The organism is Enterococcus sp. DIV1421a, from assembly GCF_051711025.1.
Lineage (GTDB): Bacteria > Bacillota > Bacilli > Lactobacillales > Enterococcaceae > Enterococcus_B > Enterococcus_B hirae.
In genome coordinates this window covers 1,846,605-1,863,708 of the sequence record NZ_JBIOLU010000001.1, presented here as the reverse complement: position 1 = coordinate 1,863,708, position 17,104 = coordinate 1,846,605, and the positions used below count along the sequence as shown (strand labels likewise).

General features: G+C 34.9%; 13 protein-coding genes, 1 other RNA gene and 1 pseudogene. 9 read left to right on the top strand and 6 right to left on the bottom strand.

Annotated features, from left to right (window positions below):
• Positions 1 to 400 precede the first annotated feature (400 nt).
• Positions 401 to 2,290, top strand: coding sequence for a MucBP domain-containing protein (locus IGK21_RS08395; RefSeq protein ID WP_252703141.1), 1,890 nt, complete (start codon positions 401 to 403; stop codon positions 2,288 to 2,290).
• Positions 2,291 to 2,646: 356 nt separating this feature from the next.
• Here the strand turns inward: IGK21_RS08395 and IGK21_RS08390 are convergent, their stop codons facing one another.
• Positions 2,647 to 3,126 carry a hypothetical protein gene (locus tag IGK21_RS08390; RefSeq protein ID WP_010718422.1) on the bottom strand — a complete coding sequence of 160 codons (480 nt, stop codon included), beginning with the start codon at positions 3,124 to 3,126 and terminating at the stop codon, positions 2,647 to 2,649.
• A gap of 615 nt (positions 3,127 to 3,741) precedes the next feature.
• On the opposite strand from IGK21_RS08390, the gene IGK21_RS08385 reads away from it, so the two are divergent.
• Entirely contained in the window at positions 3,742 to 3,963 is a 222-nt protein-coding gene (locus tag IGK21_RS08385) for a hypothetical protein (protein ID WP_034700775.1), read from the top strand.
• An 848-nt stretch (positions 3,964 to 4,811) separates the two neighbouring features.
• Positions 4,812 to 6,161 (top strand): DUF3329 domain-containing protein, encoded by a 1,350-nt coding sequence (locus IGK21_RS08380; protein WP_181915181.1) that lies wholly within the window; start codon positions 4,812 to 4,814, stop codon positions 6,159 to 6,161.
• 259 nt (positions 6,162 to 6,420) lie between these two features.
• Here the strand turns inward: IGK21_RS08380 and ssrA are convergent.
• Together ssrA and IGK21_RS08370 are read right to left on the bottom strand one after the other, a co-directional pair.
• Positions 6,421 to 6,788, bottom strand: a transfer-messenger RNA (tmRNA) gene (ssrA, locus tag IGK21_RS08375).
• Positions 6,789 to 6,977: 189 nt separating this feature from the next.
• On the bottom strand, positions 6,978 to 7,751 hold the full coding sequence (locus IGK21_RS08370; protein ID WP_010737850.1) for a Cof-type HAD-IIB family hydrolase: 774 nt from the start codon (positions 7,749 to 7,751) through the stop codon (positions 6,978 to 6,980).
• Between the two features lie 142 nt (positions 7,752 to 7,893).
• Between IGK21_RS08370 and IGK21_RS08365 the strand changes: the two are divergent.
• The 3 genes and pseudogenes from IGK21_RS08365 (at position 7,894) to IGK21_RS08355 (ending at position 10,384) form a co-directional block, all read left to right on the top strand.
• Positions 7,894 to 8,251, top strand: a pseudogene (locus tag IGK21_RS08365) (SdpI family protein).
• Entirely contained in the window at positions 8,226 to 8,942 is a 717-nt protein-coding gene (locus tag IGK21_RS08360) for a response regulator transcription factor (RefSeq protein WP_010718417.1), read from the top strand. The pseudogene IGK21_RS08365 and the gene IGK21_RS08360 overlap by 26 nt, the downstream one beginning before the upstream one ends.
• Positions 8,942 to 10,384 carry a sensor histidine kinase gene (locus IGK21_RS08355; protein ID WP_010718416.1) on the top strand — a complete coding sequence of 481 codons (1,443 nt, stop codon included), beginning with the start codon at positions 8,942 to 8,944 and terminating at the stop codon, positions 10,382 to 10,384. Before IGK21_RS08360 ends, IGK21_RS08355 begins: the two co-directional genes overlap by 1 nt.
• A 274-nt stretch (positions 10,385 to 10,658) precedes the next feature.
• On the opposite strand, the gene IGK21_RS08350 is transcribed toward IGK21_RS08355, so the two are convergent.
• The 3 genes from IGK21_RS08350 to IGK21_RS08340 all read right to left on the bottom strand — a co-directional run bounded on the left by IGK21_RS08350 (position 10,659) and on the right by IGK21_RS08340 (position 14,350).
• Complete coding sequence (locus IGK21_RS08350; protein ID WP_010718415.1) at positions 10,659 to 11,165, bottom strand: hypothetical protein; 507 nt, start codon at positions 11,163 to 11,165, stop codon at positions 10,659 to 10,661.
• Positions 11,152 to 11,880: a hypothetical protein gene (locus IGK21_RS08345; protein WP_010737848.1), complete on the bottom strand. Its 729-nt coding sequence runs from the start codon at positions 11,878 to 11,880 to the stop codon at positions 11,152 to 11,154. The genes IGK21_RS08350 and IGK21_RS08345 overlap by 14 nt, the downstream gene beginning before the upstream one ends.
• Before the next feature lie 328 nt (positions 11,881 to 12,208).
• Positions 12,209 to 14,350, bottom strand: a complete 2,142-nt coding sequence (locus IGK21_RS08340) for an LTA synthase family protein (RefSeq protein ID WP_010718413.1) — start codon at positions 14,348 to 14,350, stop codon at positions 12,209 to 12,211.
• Positions 14,351 to 14,579: 229 nt separating this feature from the next.
• On the opposite strand from IGK21_RS08340, the gene IGK21_RS08335 reads away from it, so the two are divergent.
• From IGK21_RS08335 to ybaK, 3 genes are read left to right on the top strand one after another with little or no spacing between them, the layout of a single operon-like run.
• Positions 14,580 to 15,752, top strand: a complete 1,173-nt coding sequence (locus IGK21_RS08335) for a class I SAM-dependent rRNA methyltransferase (RefSeq protein ID WP_010737846.1) — start codon at positions 14,580 to 14,582, stop codon at positions 15,750 to 15,752.
• 14 nt (positions 15,753 to 15,766) lie between these two features.
• Positions 15,767 to 16,516, top strand: coding sequence for a type I 3-dehydroquinate dehydratase (gene aroD, locus IGK21_RS08330; protein ID WP_010737845.1), 750 nt, complete (start codon positions 15,767 to 15,769; stop codon positions 16,514 to 16,516).
• A gap of 26 nt (positions 16,517 to 16,542) precedes the next feature.
• Positions 16,543 to 17,028 (top strand): Cys-tRNA(Pro) deacylase, encoded by a 486-nt coding sequence (gene ybaK, locus IGK21_RS08325; RefSeq protein ID WP_025480513.1) that lies wholly within the window; start codon positions 16,543 to 16,545, stop codon positions 17,026 to 17,028.
• Positions 17,029 to 17,104 lie beyond the last annotated feature (76 nt).

Here is a 17,104-nt window from a genome sequence, read left to right as displayed (position 1 = left end):
TACCGTGACGGGCTTTTTTTGTTAATCAATCATTTTTACTAAATAAACAGAATCGGATTTTAAATAACATTTGTGAATTTTTTTAAGAATGTAAAAATCATAATTTTAATTCCTTAACTAGATGTTTTTTTATTTTAACACACAGAAAACCTTGGTTTAATAATAAAATAATCTTGCAAATCTTATATGTTACAGGTAACATTAATATGTAGGTTAAACTACTACTGTTTATTTTAAATAACGTTTTTTAAGGAGGCGGATAATCGGATTCAAATACATAAATAAAAGTAACCAACCTTAGAATAAAGTAAGAAAAAGCTAGGTTAGCGAAATTTCAAATATAACTGGGGGAGCAGATAAATTAAATGACGAAAAGAAAGCAAAATAAAAAAATAAAAAAATGAAAACAATTATGAACTCAGCATTGCTGATGACCACTGTAGTGGGGTTGCTAGCACCTAACGTATTGGCAGCATCCAACGCAGTAAGTGAAATCGAAATAATTGATGAGGTGCAACCACCACATGATTCAGGAACATTGGACCTATCCATGCCTGAACCGGAAATAGGACGGGTATCTGTCATTGGGGTAGATGTAGATACACAAAAAGCACTTTGGTTTTCAGAGGAATTCGGTTTTGTCGGAAACAATGTAACCTTATTCGCTGAAATTGTAGAAGGGTATGAATTGATCTCTCCAGATAGAGTGATTATTTATATGGAAACGCCAGAGATGTATCACAATTTTTATTATAAAAAAATTGAAGATAGTCCTGAAGAAAGCTTCTCATCAGTCACTGTGCAGTATTTACATAATGAAACTGGTCAACCGATTGCCGAACCTACGGTAATTAATGATTTAGAGATTGGAACAGAATACATAGGAAATGCACTGGTGATTGATGGCTACACGATCGTAGGGCCTGAAACTTATACAATCAATGTTTCCGAGGATCCAAATAGCAATATCATTACTTTCCGTTATGATGAAAATCCAGTGACTAAAGAAAAAGCAGCTGTAACTGTTAAGTATATTAATGAGAAGGGGGAATCGATTGCTGAAGATAAAATAATAAGTGACCTGGAAGTCGGCTCTACACATACAGAAGAAGCGTTACTTATCGAAGGATACGAATTGCTGAGTACCAAAGTCCAAACGATAGAAATACAAAGCGAAGGCAATATCATTACATTTATATATGAAACTAAGGAAACAACGCCGCCGGAAAATGAAAAAGCCGATTTGACTGTGAAATATATTGATGAGCAAGGTCAAACGATTGCTAATGATAAAATAATCCAAGACTTAGAAGTCGGCTCTACATATACGGAAGAAGCGTTACTTATCGAAGGATACGAATTGCTGAGTGCCAAAGTCCAAACGATAGAAGTACAAAGTGAAGGCAACACCATTACATTTATATATAAAACCAAAGAAACATCACCGTCAGAAAATGAAAAAGCCGATCTGACTGTCCGATATATCGATGAGCAAGGTCAATCAATTGCGGAGAAAAAAGTAATAACTGATTTAGAGATTGGGAAGCTTCACAAAGAAGAAGCGTTGCTAATCAAAGGATATGAACTAGTTAATCCGAAGTTAGCGATACAAGAAGTCATGATTGAAAAGGGAACAAACACGATCACGTTTATCTATAAGAAAATCAAAACAACAGTAGCGTTAGCAGAAAACGTTGCTTTCATTTATGGTACAGAAGGAAAACAAATGACGGCGGTTATTCCAGGAGGAACAACGATGTACGTTGTTTTGAACGGGGAAATCATCGGAAAAGCCAAACAAGAAAAGGTCAATTCTTCTCGTTTAGTAGATGTAAAAGTAGAAGAACCGACGACGATTTATTTATCTAAAGCTGTAGCAAATGGGGAAACAGTTCAATACTATACAGAAAATGAAGCCGGAGAAAAATCAGGCATCTCAGAAATTACACGCCAAGAAAAGACGGATCAAACAAATAAACCAAATAAACCAACTGAGAATGACGACAACAAACAAGATCAAAGTAAAGTGGATACCACAACTGAAACGAATAAAAATAAAGAAAGTACCGAAAAAAAAGAATCAAATCAAACGTCAACTTCAAAAAATGGTAGCACCACAAAAAATAATTCTACAGGTACGACCAAAACCACCGTATCTGGAAAAGCTACTTTACCAAAAACAGGAGAGCAACAAAATCGCTTATTACGCAGTTTAGGAATGGCACTTTTAGTAACGGTAATGGGGATCAGTTACATATTAAAGAGAAAAAATAGAATAAAACAAGATTAAAAATCATTCAATGAAAAATAACAAAAAAACACAGACCTCCAGAAGTATCTAGATACCTCCGGGGGCCTGTGTTTTTGTTTTCGCTTCCTGTTTACTAGCAGTGATAGCGGACAGGATACTTATTTTTTCGGGATCGGATAAAACCGTCAATTCTTTATTGATCTATGTGAGTAAACTTTGTCATAATGACTGAGAAATAACCAAAATCTAACTAATTCAAGGTTGCTTATTGTTCAAATTATGCGCTTTATATGTATCAGTCAGCAGGGAATGCTTAGATTCAATCGTTAGTATAGGAAAATGTTCAGAATCATTCAATCTTATAATGAGACTAGATAATAAAATTTTATCTTTCATTACTTGGTATTTTTTTTGTAAGGGATAAGCACGAGATTTTTTGTCTCCGTAGTTTCTTCCTCGCTTAAAGGAGTGAGAATAATCGTTTCATTCTTCTTACTGACTTTGTAAGACATGATGTCACTTTTAGACCAAAGTTCCTTCCAAGTCATTATATCTCCTTTAATCGTATAACGAAACTCTTCTTTTATATGCTTACTGAATTGTTTGATAAATTTCTTCATATGTACACTATTGGATTCATCGTCTACAGAGTAATCGATACTTGAAAAATCTAAGTTAAAACTAGCTTTACGGTTAGAAAAGGTAAGGGTCATTTTGGGATCATCAGTAGAGTCCGTCCCTTCAATTACCCATGCATTTGCTTTTAGATCCTTAACTAAACGATTTGCTTGCTCGTCTTTTTTCCTTTGACACCCACATGCGCTAAGTAACAACAATGTGAATAAAACCAATAAACGAACGCTCTTTTTTTTCACTTGCTTTCCTCCTTTCTATTTTCTTTAGTGTTCAAGAGAAGAAGACTTGCCCTCTAAGCAAATAAAGAGTTGCGAGTGCTTAAATTAGATAAATAATCTCCCGCTTTTTAGATAATTTATAAAAATTGAAAACGTGGGCTCCTTTCGTTCAGGATCAAATTATTCTTCTCTTATCAGAAATAACGCAACCATTCAAAGATGAAACATGTTTCTCGTTGTGAATATCTCTAAGTTAAGTTTAAAGCTTATCTGATTTCATGACAATCAGAAATTGAAGAGAGAGAATTGATCTTGCTCAGTGACCAATCCAAACCAAACTTGAGAAGATAATGTAAAGCGTATTTCAATTTCTGAAAACAAAAAAATGATTCATTCAAAGAAATAATTATAAAAAAAGGAAAAAAATTTGTATATTTTTGGTTAAACTATTGGAAAATAAAAAGGTATTGAATGATGTACTGAGCATTGAAATGACGTAAACAAGTTTTAAAATATCTTTTAGTTAGAAAGTCGTGGGTTAGCATTGAGGAGTTGATTTTTAATATCGCTGATTTTCTTTGGTAGTAGGCCAGTTCCTATCTTTTATAATCAATTATCAAATGAGGAGGGGTATGTATGTTTCTAATATTTATGTTTATCTTTTTTATTTCCGCATTCTTACTCTTGATGTATGGCGTAATTAAAAGGCGAAAAGTTACTGTTCCATTTTTTCTGCTACTTTTTTTGGGAACTTATTGTTTCTTCAATGTAGCTAAAGATGTACTAGACGAACTGGATTTGGGAAGCAAAACGTCTTTCAATCAATTAGATGATGATATTTTTGAAATTGACGATTGATGAGATAATCATAAAATGCAGTGAAATTTTTAGCATTACCAACGATATACTATTAGTAGCTATTTCTCAAAAGTGTAGGTGAATCACCAGAGCAATCTTTATACGACTAGCAGTAACGTAATCTTTTTCTGTGCTATGGAAAAAAATAGGACTAGATTTTCCAAGTAATTGAATAAAAAATTGTTGTGTATATGTTTTGATAGCGGTGAATCTTACTAACATCAAAAGTATAGAGTCAACTTTTATCAACAGTTCGAATTCTGGTCAACTTTCTAGAACAATAAAAAAACTTGCTAAATCATTAATCGATGAAGTAAGTTTTTTTATTGAGAGGGTACAAGAGATAGTGCATTGACATTCGCAGCATGTCGTTTATTACTTTATCAAACGACTAGTAAAATTTTTGTAGCAGATATATTTTTTACTATATCCATTTAAGGAATTGTGTTATTTAAAACGATGAAGGATTGTATGCAATGAAAATATATTGGATGTTGTATTTGCAAATTCTAAACAAAGCATTTTGTAGTTCTGTTCATTGGACTGATGATTTGTAATGAGTCAGAACAATGTACAGGAGAAGCATCAAGGTATTATCGACAAATCAATAAATGTTATGAGCGACGTAGAGACAGTCAAATGCACTGTAGTAAAAATGAGAAGAGAGTCGGGGAAACAGAACATTTAGCTGTTGAAAGTCATTTGAAGGATAGCGCTACTTGATTTGAGCAGTAGGATAAATGATTGGTTAGGATATTAATTCTGTATCTCTTAATTTGGCACAACCACTATTAAATCTGTGTTATACTAAGTTATATTTCGAGATAAAGAGGAGTTAATTGGGTGGTATGATTAAAAAAATTAAGAGCAACAGACATTTATTTATTGTTTTATTTTGTATTTTTGGTTTTATGCTTCTTTTAAATAGTATGTCTCCTTTGGTACACGACGATTATTACTATTTTGTAAAGACCTCAAGCATAAAAACAATTTTGTTTGATGAGTATCAACAATATATGACTTGGACTGGGAGATCGGTAGTCCATATTATTTTTCGTTTTTTTACTAAACTTCCAAAAATATATTTTAATGTGTATAATTCTTGCATGTTTTCCCTATTGGTTTATCAAATTATTATGTTTTCTTCCATAGTAAAAGAGCGAACTACTAAGAATGTTTATCTAAAAGCGTTTATCATCTTTGCATTAATGTGGACATTTACCCCAGCTTTCAATAATGTTTACTTATGGTTGGCTGGTTCTGTAAATTATCTCACTGCAATGGTGATTATGTTATCTTTTATTCTGGTTTATCATCGATATATAGCAGAATCTGAAGAACAAAATAATAGTCTTTTTAAAACAATAGGCATGCTTCTTTTAGGTATAGTAGCTGGTTGGTGTAACGAAAATACCTCCGGAGGAACGTTGTTCATTGTTATAGCATATACTGTTCTTTCCTATTTTTATAAGAAGAAAAAAATTGAAAAATGGATGATCGCAGGTATTGTTGGAAATATTGTAGGTTTTCTTTTTATGGTTATGGCACCTGGGAACGATATCAGAGCGACTTATTTTCATAGAAGTACGCTTTCAACTGCTTGGAAAATTCTTGATGCAATCCCTGCAATCAGTCATGCGTTACAGGATAATGCCATGTTCCCTCTAACGATAGGATTAGCTTTGCTTGTTTTATCATACTTAAATAGTAGTTTTACACTTAGTAATATTCTAAGTTCGTTATTTTTCGTGGGAGGTATATTGACAATAGGAGTGCTTGCAATTTCTCCAACTGCATTATCTTGGTCTAGATCTTATTTTGGAGGAGTTATTTTTCTTTTCATATCTATAGTAATTAGTCTTTTTGAATTATTAACAAATTTTGATAGAAGCAATAAAGTTGTTTTTTCTATGATTTTCAGTTATTTACTAGTTAGTTTTTTATTATTGTTTTTCAATGGAACTGCAGACATCTATAAAAATTATGTAAGTTATAGTCGCCAAACTGAATCCATTAAAAAGCAAATGAAGAGTGGTGAAATGGATATAGTTATTCCACCATTAAATTATAAGACACAAACAATTTATCCAGTTCACAATGATGGTGATATTACTATGGATAAGAATAACGAGAGAAATAGAAGCGTTGCTGCATATTGGGGAGTAAACAGTATTCGACTAGAAGAAAAAACAGAATAGTAGATTTAAGTATTTTTCTTTTCATATATGAATGTTCGGACACGATTTAGGTCGTGTCTTTTTGTTTCCATATAATTTTAGTATGAATCAAAAAAAAGTTGAGTGGGACCCAATGAAAAATCAGCGTGAGAGATGAATCTTTCGGACTTGAAAATGAGCTTGAATAAATTTCATTTAACGAAAACTACCGAAAATAAAAAATGCCTAAATCCTTTTAAAATAAGGATTTAGGCATTTAGTGAAATCTACCGAAATCTCACAATGGAGACGGCGGGAGTCGAACCCGCGTCCAAACACATCGCCACTTAAAAATCTACGTTCATAGTCAACTCATTTGTGGTTTCGCTTTACAGCTTGCCGAGTGACAGGCATTCTGTATCGCTAGTCTGATGATCTCTTTAACAACTTACAGACGGAAAGTTGTCACGTATCCCACTAAATTTGAGACCCTTACTCGAGCACATGGGCGATGCCGAGAGGATCTACGCTAACTGTTTTTAGGCAGCTAAAGCGTAAGAGTTGTTTTCGTTTTTAGCAGTTATATTTAACTGTAACGTTTTAACGTAGACGTAACCTACGAAACGCAATTCAAGCTCAAACTGTGCCTGTCGAATCCGTAACGTCCCCGTTATAAACAAGGGTTACGTGTATTTTTCATACAATTTATATTATAGCACAAAATTGAATTTTTTCAACGAGAAACGATTACGGAAAAAGCAAATCGTCCGAAGTATCAAGAGATGATTCTCAATAGCTAATACTGTAAAAAATCATCTCTCAGTTACTCGGAAATATACATCGTATTTCGATTAAAAATCAAATCAAGTCAAAATGTTTGAGCGCATGAACGATTCCGCCCTCAGTGTTTTTCTTTGTAATAAAAGTGGATAGTTCTTTGAGATCATTGTAAGCATTGCCCATCGCGATCTTGTTGTCACATGCTTCTAACAGTGCAAAGTCATTTGGTCCATCACCAAATCCAAATGTAGGCACATCAACAAGGTTTAATTCTTGTTTTAGACGTTTCACTCCTGCGCCTTTCGAGATTCCTTTTTTGACCGTGTCAATCGAGTAAGGACCATTTCGATAAAAAGTCAGATCAGGAAATTGTTCATGATAATATTCATCCCCAGATTGAGAGAGGATAAGTAACATATTGATTGGATGATCCAAATAAGCTTGCGGATTGATTTCTGGTACATTTGAATGGATAAAGTTATAGGCATCAATCATCGTTTGTGTGTGTGCAGTACACCAAATATGTTGATGGTTATAAAATGAGAGCTGGTGCCCTTGTATTTGGACATGTTCGAGCATCTTTTGACAGTCTTCAGTTGCGATTATTTCAGAATGAACTTCTTGACCATCCACGCTGATGTAAGAACCATTCATCGTAACTGCAGAGGAAATACCAGCATCTGACATGATATGTTTGATTTCAGCTTCAGTTCGTCCAGTTGCTATGACTGGCAGGACGTTATTTGCCTGTAGTGCTTGCATTGCTTCGGCCACTTCTGGTGTGATTTTTGATTGAGCATCTAACAGTGTTCCATCAAGATCAAAAAAAGTAATTGCACGATAATTTGACACAAAAAAAACCCCTTTTTTATTCGATTACCCCTATCTTAACAAAGAATGAACAAAAGACAAACCTTTCGTGAAGAATTACCGAATATATTGGTTCAAGTTAATTTTTAGAGTATACTAGAAAGAGAGATTTAGGAGGGATCATATGATTTTTTTAGTTGTCGGAGTATTTTTGACTATCCTAGGTTGCTTGTTTCTTTTTATCCCTTCTAAAGGGAATCTGCCTTTTTATGGTTACCACTCACCGCGTGCCACAAAATCCGATGTTCACTGGCGGTTAGCACAAAAAACAAGTGGAAAATATTTTTTTATTTTCGGTTTATTGATGGCCTTGATCGGCTATTTACTAAAATTAACTGGACAGACAAACTATTTTATAATCGAGATGTTGGTTTTAGTTTTTCCAATTATGCCGATTTTTATCTTAACTGAAAAAAAATTACAAGAACTCGATGATAGTATTGGAGGAAATAAAAAATGAATATTTTAATGATAGAAGATAATCAATCCGTATCTGAAATGATGCAGATGTTTTTTTTGAATGAAGGATGGGAAGCAACTTTTAAATATGACGGAAAAGAAGGTCTAGATGCTTTTTTAGAAAGACCGAATTACTGGGACATGATCACTTTAGACCTGAACTTGCCAACGATGGATGGTATGCTTGTTGGAAGAGAAATTCGGAAAGTCTCTAGTACAGTTCCGATCATTATGTTAACAGCTCGTGATTCTGAAAGTGACCAGGTTATTGGATTAGAGATGGGCGCAGATGACTACGTGACCAAACCTTTTAGCCCACTAACTTTGATTGCCCGAATGAAAGCTTTACACCGTCGTAGTGAATTGGTAGAGGTAAAAGAAGAAACAAACAACTCGGACGATCACTTCGATATCGAAACAGATCACTTTAAGATGAATACAAAAACACGTGAAGCTTATTTAAATAAAGCACCAATCGAAGGTTTGACACCGAAAGAGTTTGATCTACTATTTACACTAGCTAAAAAACCACGCCAAGTATTTTCTCGGGAACAATTACTGGAATTAGTGTGGGATTATCAATACTTTGGTGATGAACGAACGGTTGATGCGCATATCAAAAAGCTTCGACAAAAAATCGAAAAGGTTGGACCACAAGTCATTCAAACGGTTTGGGGCGTAGGTTATAAATTTGATGATTCTGGTGTGGCCTAATGCGCTATCTTTACCAGCAGTTATTAGCCTTTTGCGGAATGATCGCGATGATCATTTTGATCGTAGGTGTTTCTTTTACGCAACTGACTAAGCAAACCATTGAAGAAAATAATTACCAACAACTTTTTGGCTATGCAGAATCTGTCGAGAAGACAACACAGACATACACAGACACGTTTCCTCAATTAAGCCAAGATCAAGCGTTTCAAAATGCATTATTATTAACGGAACAAGTCTTATCAGAACAAAATGTCAATTTTATTTTTATCGATAAGAACGAACGGGTCATTTATCCTACTGATAATGTGGTATTGAACTTTACGATTAAAGCGGAACAATGGGATAATCTGCGTCATGGAAGACAAGTAAAATTTACCTCCAACAAAAATATACTAGGACAAAATCAAGCGACGTCTTATGCCTTAGTACCTTTTAATTTAAATCATGAATTTTATGGTGGCTTGGTTGTTAGTCAACCGGCTAAAAATATCGATAATAGTGTTCGGTCGGTCACATTGAATCTGTTTAAAGGTTTTATTTTTTCAAGTATTGTTGCTATATTAGCGAGTTATGCGTTTGCTGCTTTTCAGGTTAAAAGGATCAATCGTTTACGTAATGCAACGAAAGAAGTCACGAATGGAAATTTTGATGTCCAATTGCCAGTTCATGATAAAGATGAATTTGATGAATTAGCGGATGACTTCAACAAAATGACGAATTCTTTAAAAGAATCTCAGGCTGAAATCGAAGAGCAAGAAAACCGCCGAAGACAATTTATGGCAGATGCTTCTCACGAAATGCGTACGCCGCTAACCACAATCAACGGGTTACTTGAAGGTCTAAAATATAATGCAATTCCTGAAGACCAAAGAGAAAATGCGATCAACTTGATGAAAAATGAAACAGAACGACTGATACGCTTAGTTAACGAAAATCTAGACTATGAAAAAATCAGAACCAATCAAATCAGTATGGTTATTAAAAGATTCAATGGTACAGAAACATTGAAAAATATTGTGGCACAGCTTGAAACAAAAGCAGAAGCTGCAGGGAATGTTTTAGTTTTACAAGCAGAAGACGATGTGGAAGTGTATGCAGACTATGACCGATTTGTGCAAATCATGGTGAATATCATCCAAAATGCGATTCAATTTACAGAAAATGGAACGATCACGATCTCTTTAGAAAAAGGTTATCTAGAAACGATTATCCGAATTAAGGATACAGGTATCGGAATGACTGAACAACAAATGAAGAGTATTTGGGACCGTTATTATAAAGTTGATCCCTCAAGAAAGAATACAAAATACGGGGAATCAGGTCTAGGACTTCCAATCGTTCAACAGCTAGTTCGGCTTCATAAAGGAAAACTGGAAGTAGAAAGCGAACTGGGGACAGGAACAACATTTACAGTTAAATTACCAGATGTAGAAATAAAATAAACAAAGAGACTGATCCGAAAATTGGTTCAGTCTCTTTTAGTATCCCTAAAAACGAATAAACGGCGTTCAAGAAGCAATTCCTCAACAATAAGCGCTTCTTTCACAGCCTCTTGCTAAACGGCGTTCAAGAAACAACTCCTCAACAATTAAGAGAGGAGCTAAATAGTGTTCAAAGAGCTGATCTTCGGCAATAAGGATGAAACTCTCAAAACATAGGAAGCTGTGAGTTTCATCCTTATTACATAGGTTGAGTTGCTCTTTCCACGACCTCTTTTTATCGTTCATCATAGATTTGGTCGACATACTGACTATGAGCAATGGTTTCATCATGAGTCAGTAATAGAATGGCGATTTTTTTGTTTTTGACTAGATAATCAAATAGATCAAGAATTTCTTGTGCTTCAATTACTTTAAGTTCATCCAGCACTTCTTCAATGATGAGTTTGTCTTTTTTAGCAAGTAACGCATGCAACAATTGAAGTTTGATTTTATCAAAAAGAGAGAGTTGATCAGGTTCTCTGTTAAGAAGTGCTGGATCAATCTTGAGCATTTCTTGAAAAGATAAACGTTCTTTTTTATTTTCAGATAAATTCAGTAGTACTTGATCTTTGGTTTTTAAATAAGGGAAGAGAGGCCAATCTTTTTGGACGATAAGTAATTGTTTGGGACTCGATACAATCGCTTGCTCTTTTAGCGCTGTTAATAGTTCTTCTTGTTTTGCTTTTGGGCAAAGAATAACAGCTAATTCTCCTAAAGACATTATTGGCTTACATGTATTCATGAAAGATCACCTTACCTTTTTTTAAACGTTGATAGAAAATCGTAAATTGTAAGAGACTAATGCATAGACTGATGGAGATAAGAAGGCCAACCGTTTGTAGGAAACTCTTAAACGTATCGAAGAAAAAAGCATCGTTTACAAAATCAATTTTAAAAAAAGTTTGTTGATCCATCGGTATGGCTAATGGTCGAGTAGTCGATATAAGTGAATGGGTGTCAGGCAATTCAAATAATCTTAGACTCCAAAAATTAAGATGTTGTAACAGTGCTTGATAAATGTTTTGAAAAAGCACAATTCCAATAAATAAGAGTGTGCAACAGATCAGTAATGGTAAGATCATTTGCCAGATGATCAAAAGAAAAATTCTAGTTTTCGATAAACCAGCTAAACGCCAGTTGATCAATTCACGTTGGTCTTGTTTTAATGTTCGCTGAAAGAAAAAGATAAATGCGCCAACAAACAAGAACAGTAACAACAAGATCAGCTCGACATAAAATTGTTTCACTGATAGAAAAGACGGAAAGTGTACTTTTAAGGACGTCGTGTCCAAGAAACTAAGACGATCTTCAATTTGTGCATAAAGTGTTGATTGTAAATGATATAAGTTACACACAAGCATCAATAAAAAAGCAGTGACACTTGTAAATAAGCAACTAAAGAGTGTCTGTTTTTTATAATAACGCATTCTTGCAACTGAATAGCGGAGTATTCTCATCACTTTCACCTCATTTTAAATTATAGAAAATGAATATGAATAAAGTATGAAATTCATATAGTAAAATCAGGAAATCCCTATTTTTTAATAAACGAAAATGACGATAAATCAACTGTTCCGCTATATTTTGTGAATAAAATCCAATGTTCATGGATGGTTCTAATACGTGAGTTTAAGCTCTATTTTCTAGAAAAACGCCAGAGTAACTCAAATTAAAGTGCATGAAAAAAGCTAAGAATTAACGAAAAACAAGAATTGGTTTTCGTCAATCTTAGCTTTTATAATCATTACTTCTATGGGCACGTAATCCTTTTGAAAGAAAGGCTAGCTATTTATCAGATTCAGAAGAAGGAACTGAATCACTCGTCTGTGTCCCATTTATTTGTTGGTAAGTTTTGGTTTCATATAGATCTTTTGTTGATTGGTTATTGTTTTGACTAAAGACACTTGTTGATTTGTCACCTAGTTCTTTTTCTTTTTCAAGCAACTGTTTCATGCCGTTTTTGTAATCAAATTGACTTGCTTCAATTGGGTCTAACCCAGTATCTGTAGAAAAGCGGAGTAAGTCACCATTGTTGATTTGATCTGAAACAGCTAACTGTTTATTCGCTTTTTCTTTCAATGCATCAATTTCATTTTGAACTTCTTGAGTCGGTTCTGTAATGGCTTGTCCGGTTTTGTTATCGTAAATCGTTCCGCCATAATAAGTGTATTTAGGAGTAATAAAATCACCATCACGGAAAGTAACAAGTTGATCATGTTGCTTAGAAAAGAGATCTTGTCCTAGCTGATTGTAATTTTTGGTATCTACTCCTAACAGATGGAGTAGAGTAGGTAATGCATCCACTTGTCCGCCATAGGTATGATTGATTCCACCATTTGTTTGTCCAGGAAGATGGATCATGTAGGGAACTCGTTGCATTTGTGCATTGTCAAAGTTGGTCCATGTATCACTGGTTTTACCCACTAGTTCCGCTAACGATTTATTTCTAGAGTTAGAAATTCCGTAGTGATCACCATAAAGGACGATGACAGAATTATCATAAAGACCACTAGCTTTCAAATAGTTGAAAAATTCTTCAACTGCTGTATCGAGATAATTCGCTGTTGCAAAGTATCCGTTGATCGTTTCATCATTTGTCGTAGCTAGCGGGAAGCCTGCTTCTTCGTTTGTGAACTTAGAATAAGGATAATGATTAGATACCGCAATAAATTTAGAATAAAAAGGTTGTTGTAAATGTTCTAAATATTGTACTGATTGTTGGAAGAACGGTTTATCATGCAATCCATATTGGAATGAATTGTCGTCATTGACATCATAATAAGAAGCATCAAAGAAATAGTTGTAACCTAATTTTTTATAGGTCTCATTACGATTCCAGAATGTACCAGCGTTACCATGGAAGGCAGCACTCGTATAACCTTGTGTCTGACTCAAAATATCAGGAGCAGCTTGGAAGGTATTCTTTCCACCTAATTGAGTGAATAACGATCCTTGATTTAAACCAAATAGTGAATTTTCAAATAAGGTTTCAGCATCACTGGTTTTACCTGCTTTAACTTGATGGAAGAAATTGTCAAAGCTAAATGTACTGTTACTATGATATAAACTATTCAGAAATGGCGTTACTTCATGTTCTACACCATTGGCATCTTTTAGTTTATAGTCGATCAAGAATTGTTGGAAACTTTCTAAATGGATATAAATCACATTTTTTCCTTTAGCAATACCAAATGTTTCATCATTTGGTTCAGCATAGTGATCTTTGATATAACTTTCTACTTCTTTCAGATCATTAGGACTTGCTTCTGCTCGTACTTGGTTCGTTTGGTAAGTCTGGATACCATCATAGACGGTAAACGCATTGATACCTAAATATTTGACTAAATAATCTCTAGAAAAAGTACGAGTCAATAATTCTGGGCGATCGGCTTCTGCTAAAAATAAATTTCCAGAAAAAATCATGACTGACAAAGTCGAGATCGCAAAAGCCATTCGTGCACGAATCGGTTGTGGATCCATTTTGATTTTTTTGGTTATCAATAATGCAGCGACAATGATAAAGTCGATCCAATAAAGGACGTCATATGGTCTAAATAAGCGAATAGCACTTTCTCCAAGCCCGCTAGCTACTTTTCCTGCCCCCAAGATGGTATTGATCGTAATAAAATCCGTAAACTCACGATAATAAGTTACGTTGGAGAACACCAGTAAAGTCAATAGGAAATAAATGACCATCATTGTAATATAAGACGCTTTCGTCCGTCTCACATATAACGCAATCCCCATTAACAACAACGTGGTAGCGATCGGATTGATAAACAGTATAAAGTATTGTATGCCACTTTCGATGCCTAAATTGAAATCAAACAAATAGGCAAAAATTGTTTTTAGCCAAAGTAAAACAGCTAATAAAGAAAAAAATCCGAGCCTTTTATTCAAAAAGGCGGGTGTTTTTATTCGTCTCAATGTAATCTCCCTTTCCCCACTCTTCTCATTTACAGAGTGTTATGAAGTTATGATTGCTCAAACTACATATTCCATCCTATTTTACTAGTACGCAAATCCAGTGTCAATCGAAACCAAACGCTTACACCGGTGATTAAGGATTTCTTATTCTTTTGTGAACGCTAGCACTAAGACAGCCTGCTTAATATTTGGTATACTGATTAATGATAAAGGTAAAGTAGGTGAGTCAATGAAAGTACAAATTAAGAAAAAAGCAGGAAATCGTATCAAGAACGGTTATCCATTGATTCAAAAGGAAGATTTGGTTCAGTCGTACAATGAAACCACGCAGTGGATCGAATTGGTTGATCAACAAGATAATTTCTTAGCTAAGGGCTATTTAGGTAAACAAAACAAAGGAATCGGTTGGGTTTTGAGTCAACAAAATGAAACGTTTGACCAGGCATTTTTTGAGAAAAAGTTTTCTGAAGCTAAAGCAAAAAGACAAGCTTTTTTCATAGATGAACAAACAACAGCATTTCGTTTATTTAACGGAGAAGGGGATGGCATCGGAGGTCTGATCATTGATTATTATGAACATTATGCAGTATTTTCTTGGTATAATGAAACTCTTTATACTTACCGCCATTTGCTCTTCTCAGCGTTTCAACAAGTTTATCCTGAGATAAAGGGTGCTTACGAAAAAATCCGTTTTGAAACAAATGAATTTCCTGAAAGTCAGTATGTTTATGGAGAAACAGCTCCTGAACCTTTAATCATCAAAGAAAATGGCGTCTCTTACGCCACTTATTTGAATGAAGGGCTGATGACAGGCATCTTTTTAGATCAAAAAGAAGTCAGAGGAGCTTTGATCGATGGACTTGGTCTAGGAAAGTCTGTTTTGAATATGTTTAGCTATACTGGGGCTTTTTCAGTTGCGGCAGCAATGGGTGGTGCTTTGGAGACCACGAGTGTTGACTTAGCAAAGCGAAGTTTGAAAAAAACACAGGAACAATTTGAAATCAACGGTTTGGATCTTCAGACACAAAAAATCATTGTGATGGATGTTTTTGCCTATTTTAAATATGCTAAAAGAAAGCAGCTGACCTATGATCTCATTGTGCTTGACCCTCCAAGTTTTGCGAGAAACAAAAAGAAAGTGTTCCGAGTAGCCAAAGATTATGGCGAATTGGTTAAAGATAGCTTGGCTATTTTATCGGACGAGGGAACGCTTATCGCTTCAACGAACGCAGCTAACGTGAGTACCGATCAGTTCAAAAAAATGATTGAAAATGAACTAATGCTAGCCAATGTTGAATATGAAGAAATCACTCGTTTTCGATTACCACAAGATTTCCAAACCATTGAAGCCTTTCCAGAAGGGGATTATTTAAAAGTATTTATCTATCAAATTAGGAAATAAGGGGGGGAGGACAGATGGTGCAAGTGAAAGGACTAAACTTAGGAAAAGGACATCCTAAAATTTGTGCGCCAATGATCGGAGACACTCGTGAAGAACTTTTGCGAGAAGCAATTTTAGCCAAAGAAGCTGGTGCTGATTTAGTGGAGTGGCGAATTGATTATTATGAAGATGTCTTTCAATATGAAAAAGTCACAGAAACGTTGGTACTGATCCATGAGATGCTCGACGGGTTACCGGTGCTTTTCACTTTTAGAACAATAGCAGAAGGTGGCAAACGAGATATAACGATCCGAGCATATCACGAGTTGTACCTACAGATGATCCGCTCTGGTTTAGTCGATATGGTTGATTTAGAATTAGACAAAATTGAAAGCCTTGAAAAAGAGTTGTTAGCAGAAATCAAACAGCGCAACATCCCGATGATTATCAGCAGTCATAATTTTAAAGAGACCCCAGCTGATCCAGTCTTATTGTATCAATTGAATATGATGGAACATCTTGGTGCAGATATCGGTAAAATAGCGGTAATGCCCCATAACGAACGAGATGTGTTACGTTTGATGGAGCTAACGAGACGGGCAGGAGCGTTTGTGTCCATGCCTCTGATTACAATGTCAATGGGACAGCTCGGAATGATTTCGCGCTTATCGGGAAATTTGACTGGTTCGGTCATGACCTTTGGTGCGTTAACCTCTGAAAAAGCATCAGCACCTGGACAAATCACTGTAAAGGAACTAAAATCAATAATCAAATTATTAAATTGAAACAATCTAATTTGAAGGTGAAAATGTTGGCAAAGAAAAAACAAGTGAAAACAAATGCGATCCGCTTAGTAGAACAAAAGAAAATCAAGTATACTGAACATGAGTATGCTTGGGATGAAGCACATTTAAGTGCATCTTCTGTCGCTGAGCAACTTTCTGAAAGTGAACACCGCATTTATAAAACACTCGTAGCGGTTGGAAACAAAACAGGAACGATCGTAGCGGTCATTCCTGGTAATCGAGAGTTAGATCTAAAAAAATTAGCAAGAGTATCTGGAAACAAAAAAGTAGAAATGTTACATCTGAAAGACTTAGAAGCTACCACTGGTTATATTCGTGGTGGTTGCTCGCCAATTGGGATGAAGAAATTATTTCCTACTTATTTAGAACAAACAGCACAATCACAAGAAACGATCATTGTATCAGCAGGAAAAAGAGGACACCAAATGGAGCTAGCACCTCAAGCCATTTGTGATTTAACTAAAGGGACTTTTGCTGATCTTGTACTGTGATGCAGTCGGCAATTCATCAGTTTATCAACTAAAAAAAGAAAAAACAGTAACGAAAAGAGTAAGACATCTTCTACTC

Bases quoted from the DNA above. Each gene is read 5' to 3' on its own strand.
- IGK21_RS08350 (WP_010718415.1), bottom strand. From the start codon at position 11,165: ATGAATACATGTAAGCCAATAATGTCTTTAGGAGAATTAGCTGTTATT.
- IGK21_RS08355 (WP_010718416.1), top strand. From the start codon at position 8,942: ATGCGCTATCTTTACCAGCAGTTATTAGCCTTTTGCGGAATGATCGCG.
- aroD (WP_010737845.1), top strand. From the start codon at position 15,767: ATGGTGCAAGTGAAAGGACTAAACTTAGGAAAAGGACATCCTAAAATT.
- IGK21_RS08395 (WP_252703141.1), top strand. From the start codon at position 401: ATGAAAACAATTATGAACTCAGCATTGCTGATGACCACTGTAGTGGGG.
- IGK21_RS08380 (WP_181915181.1), top strand. From the start codon at position 4,812: ATGATTAAAAAAATTAAGAGCAACAGACATTTATTTATTGTTTTATTT.
- IGK21_RS08360 (WP_010718417.1), top strand. From the start codon at position 8,226: ATGAATATTTTAATGATAGAAGATAATCAATCCGTATCTGAAATGATG.
- IGK21_RS08385 (WP_034700775.1), top strand. From the start codon at position 3,742: ATGTTTCTAATATTTATGTTTATCTTTTTTATTTCCGCATTCTTACTC.
- IGK21_RS08345 (WP_010737848.1), bottom strand. From the start codon at position 11,880: ATGAGAATACTCCGCTATTCAGTTGCAAGAATGCGTTATTATAAAAAA.
- IGK21_RS08335 (WP_010737846.1), top strand. From the start codon at position 14,580: ATGAAAGTACAAATTAAGAAAAAAGCAGGAAATCGTATCAAGAACGGT.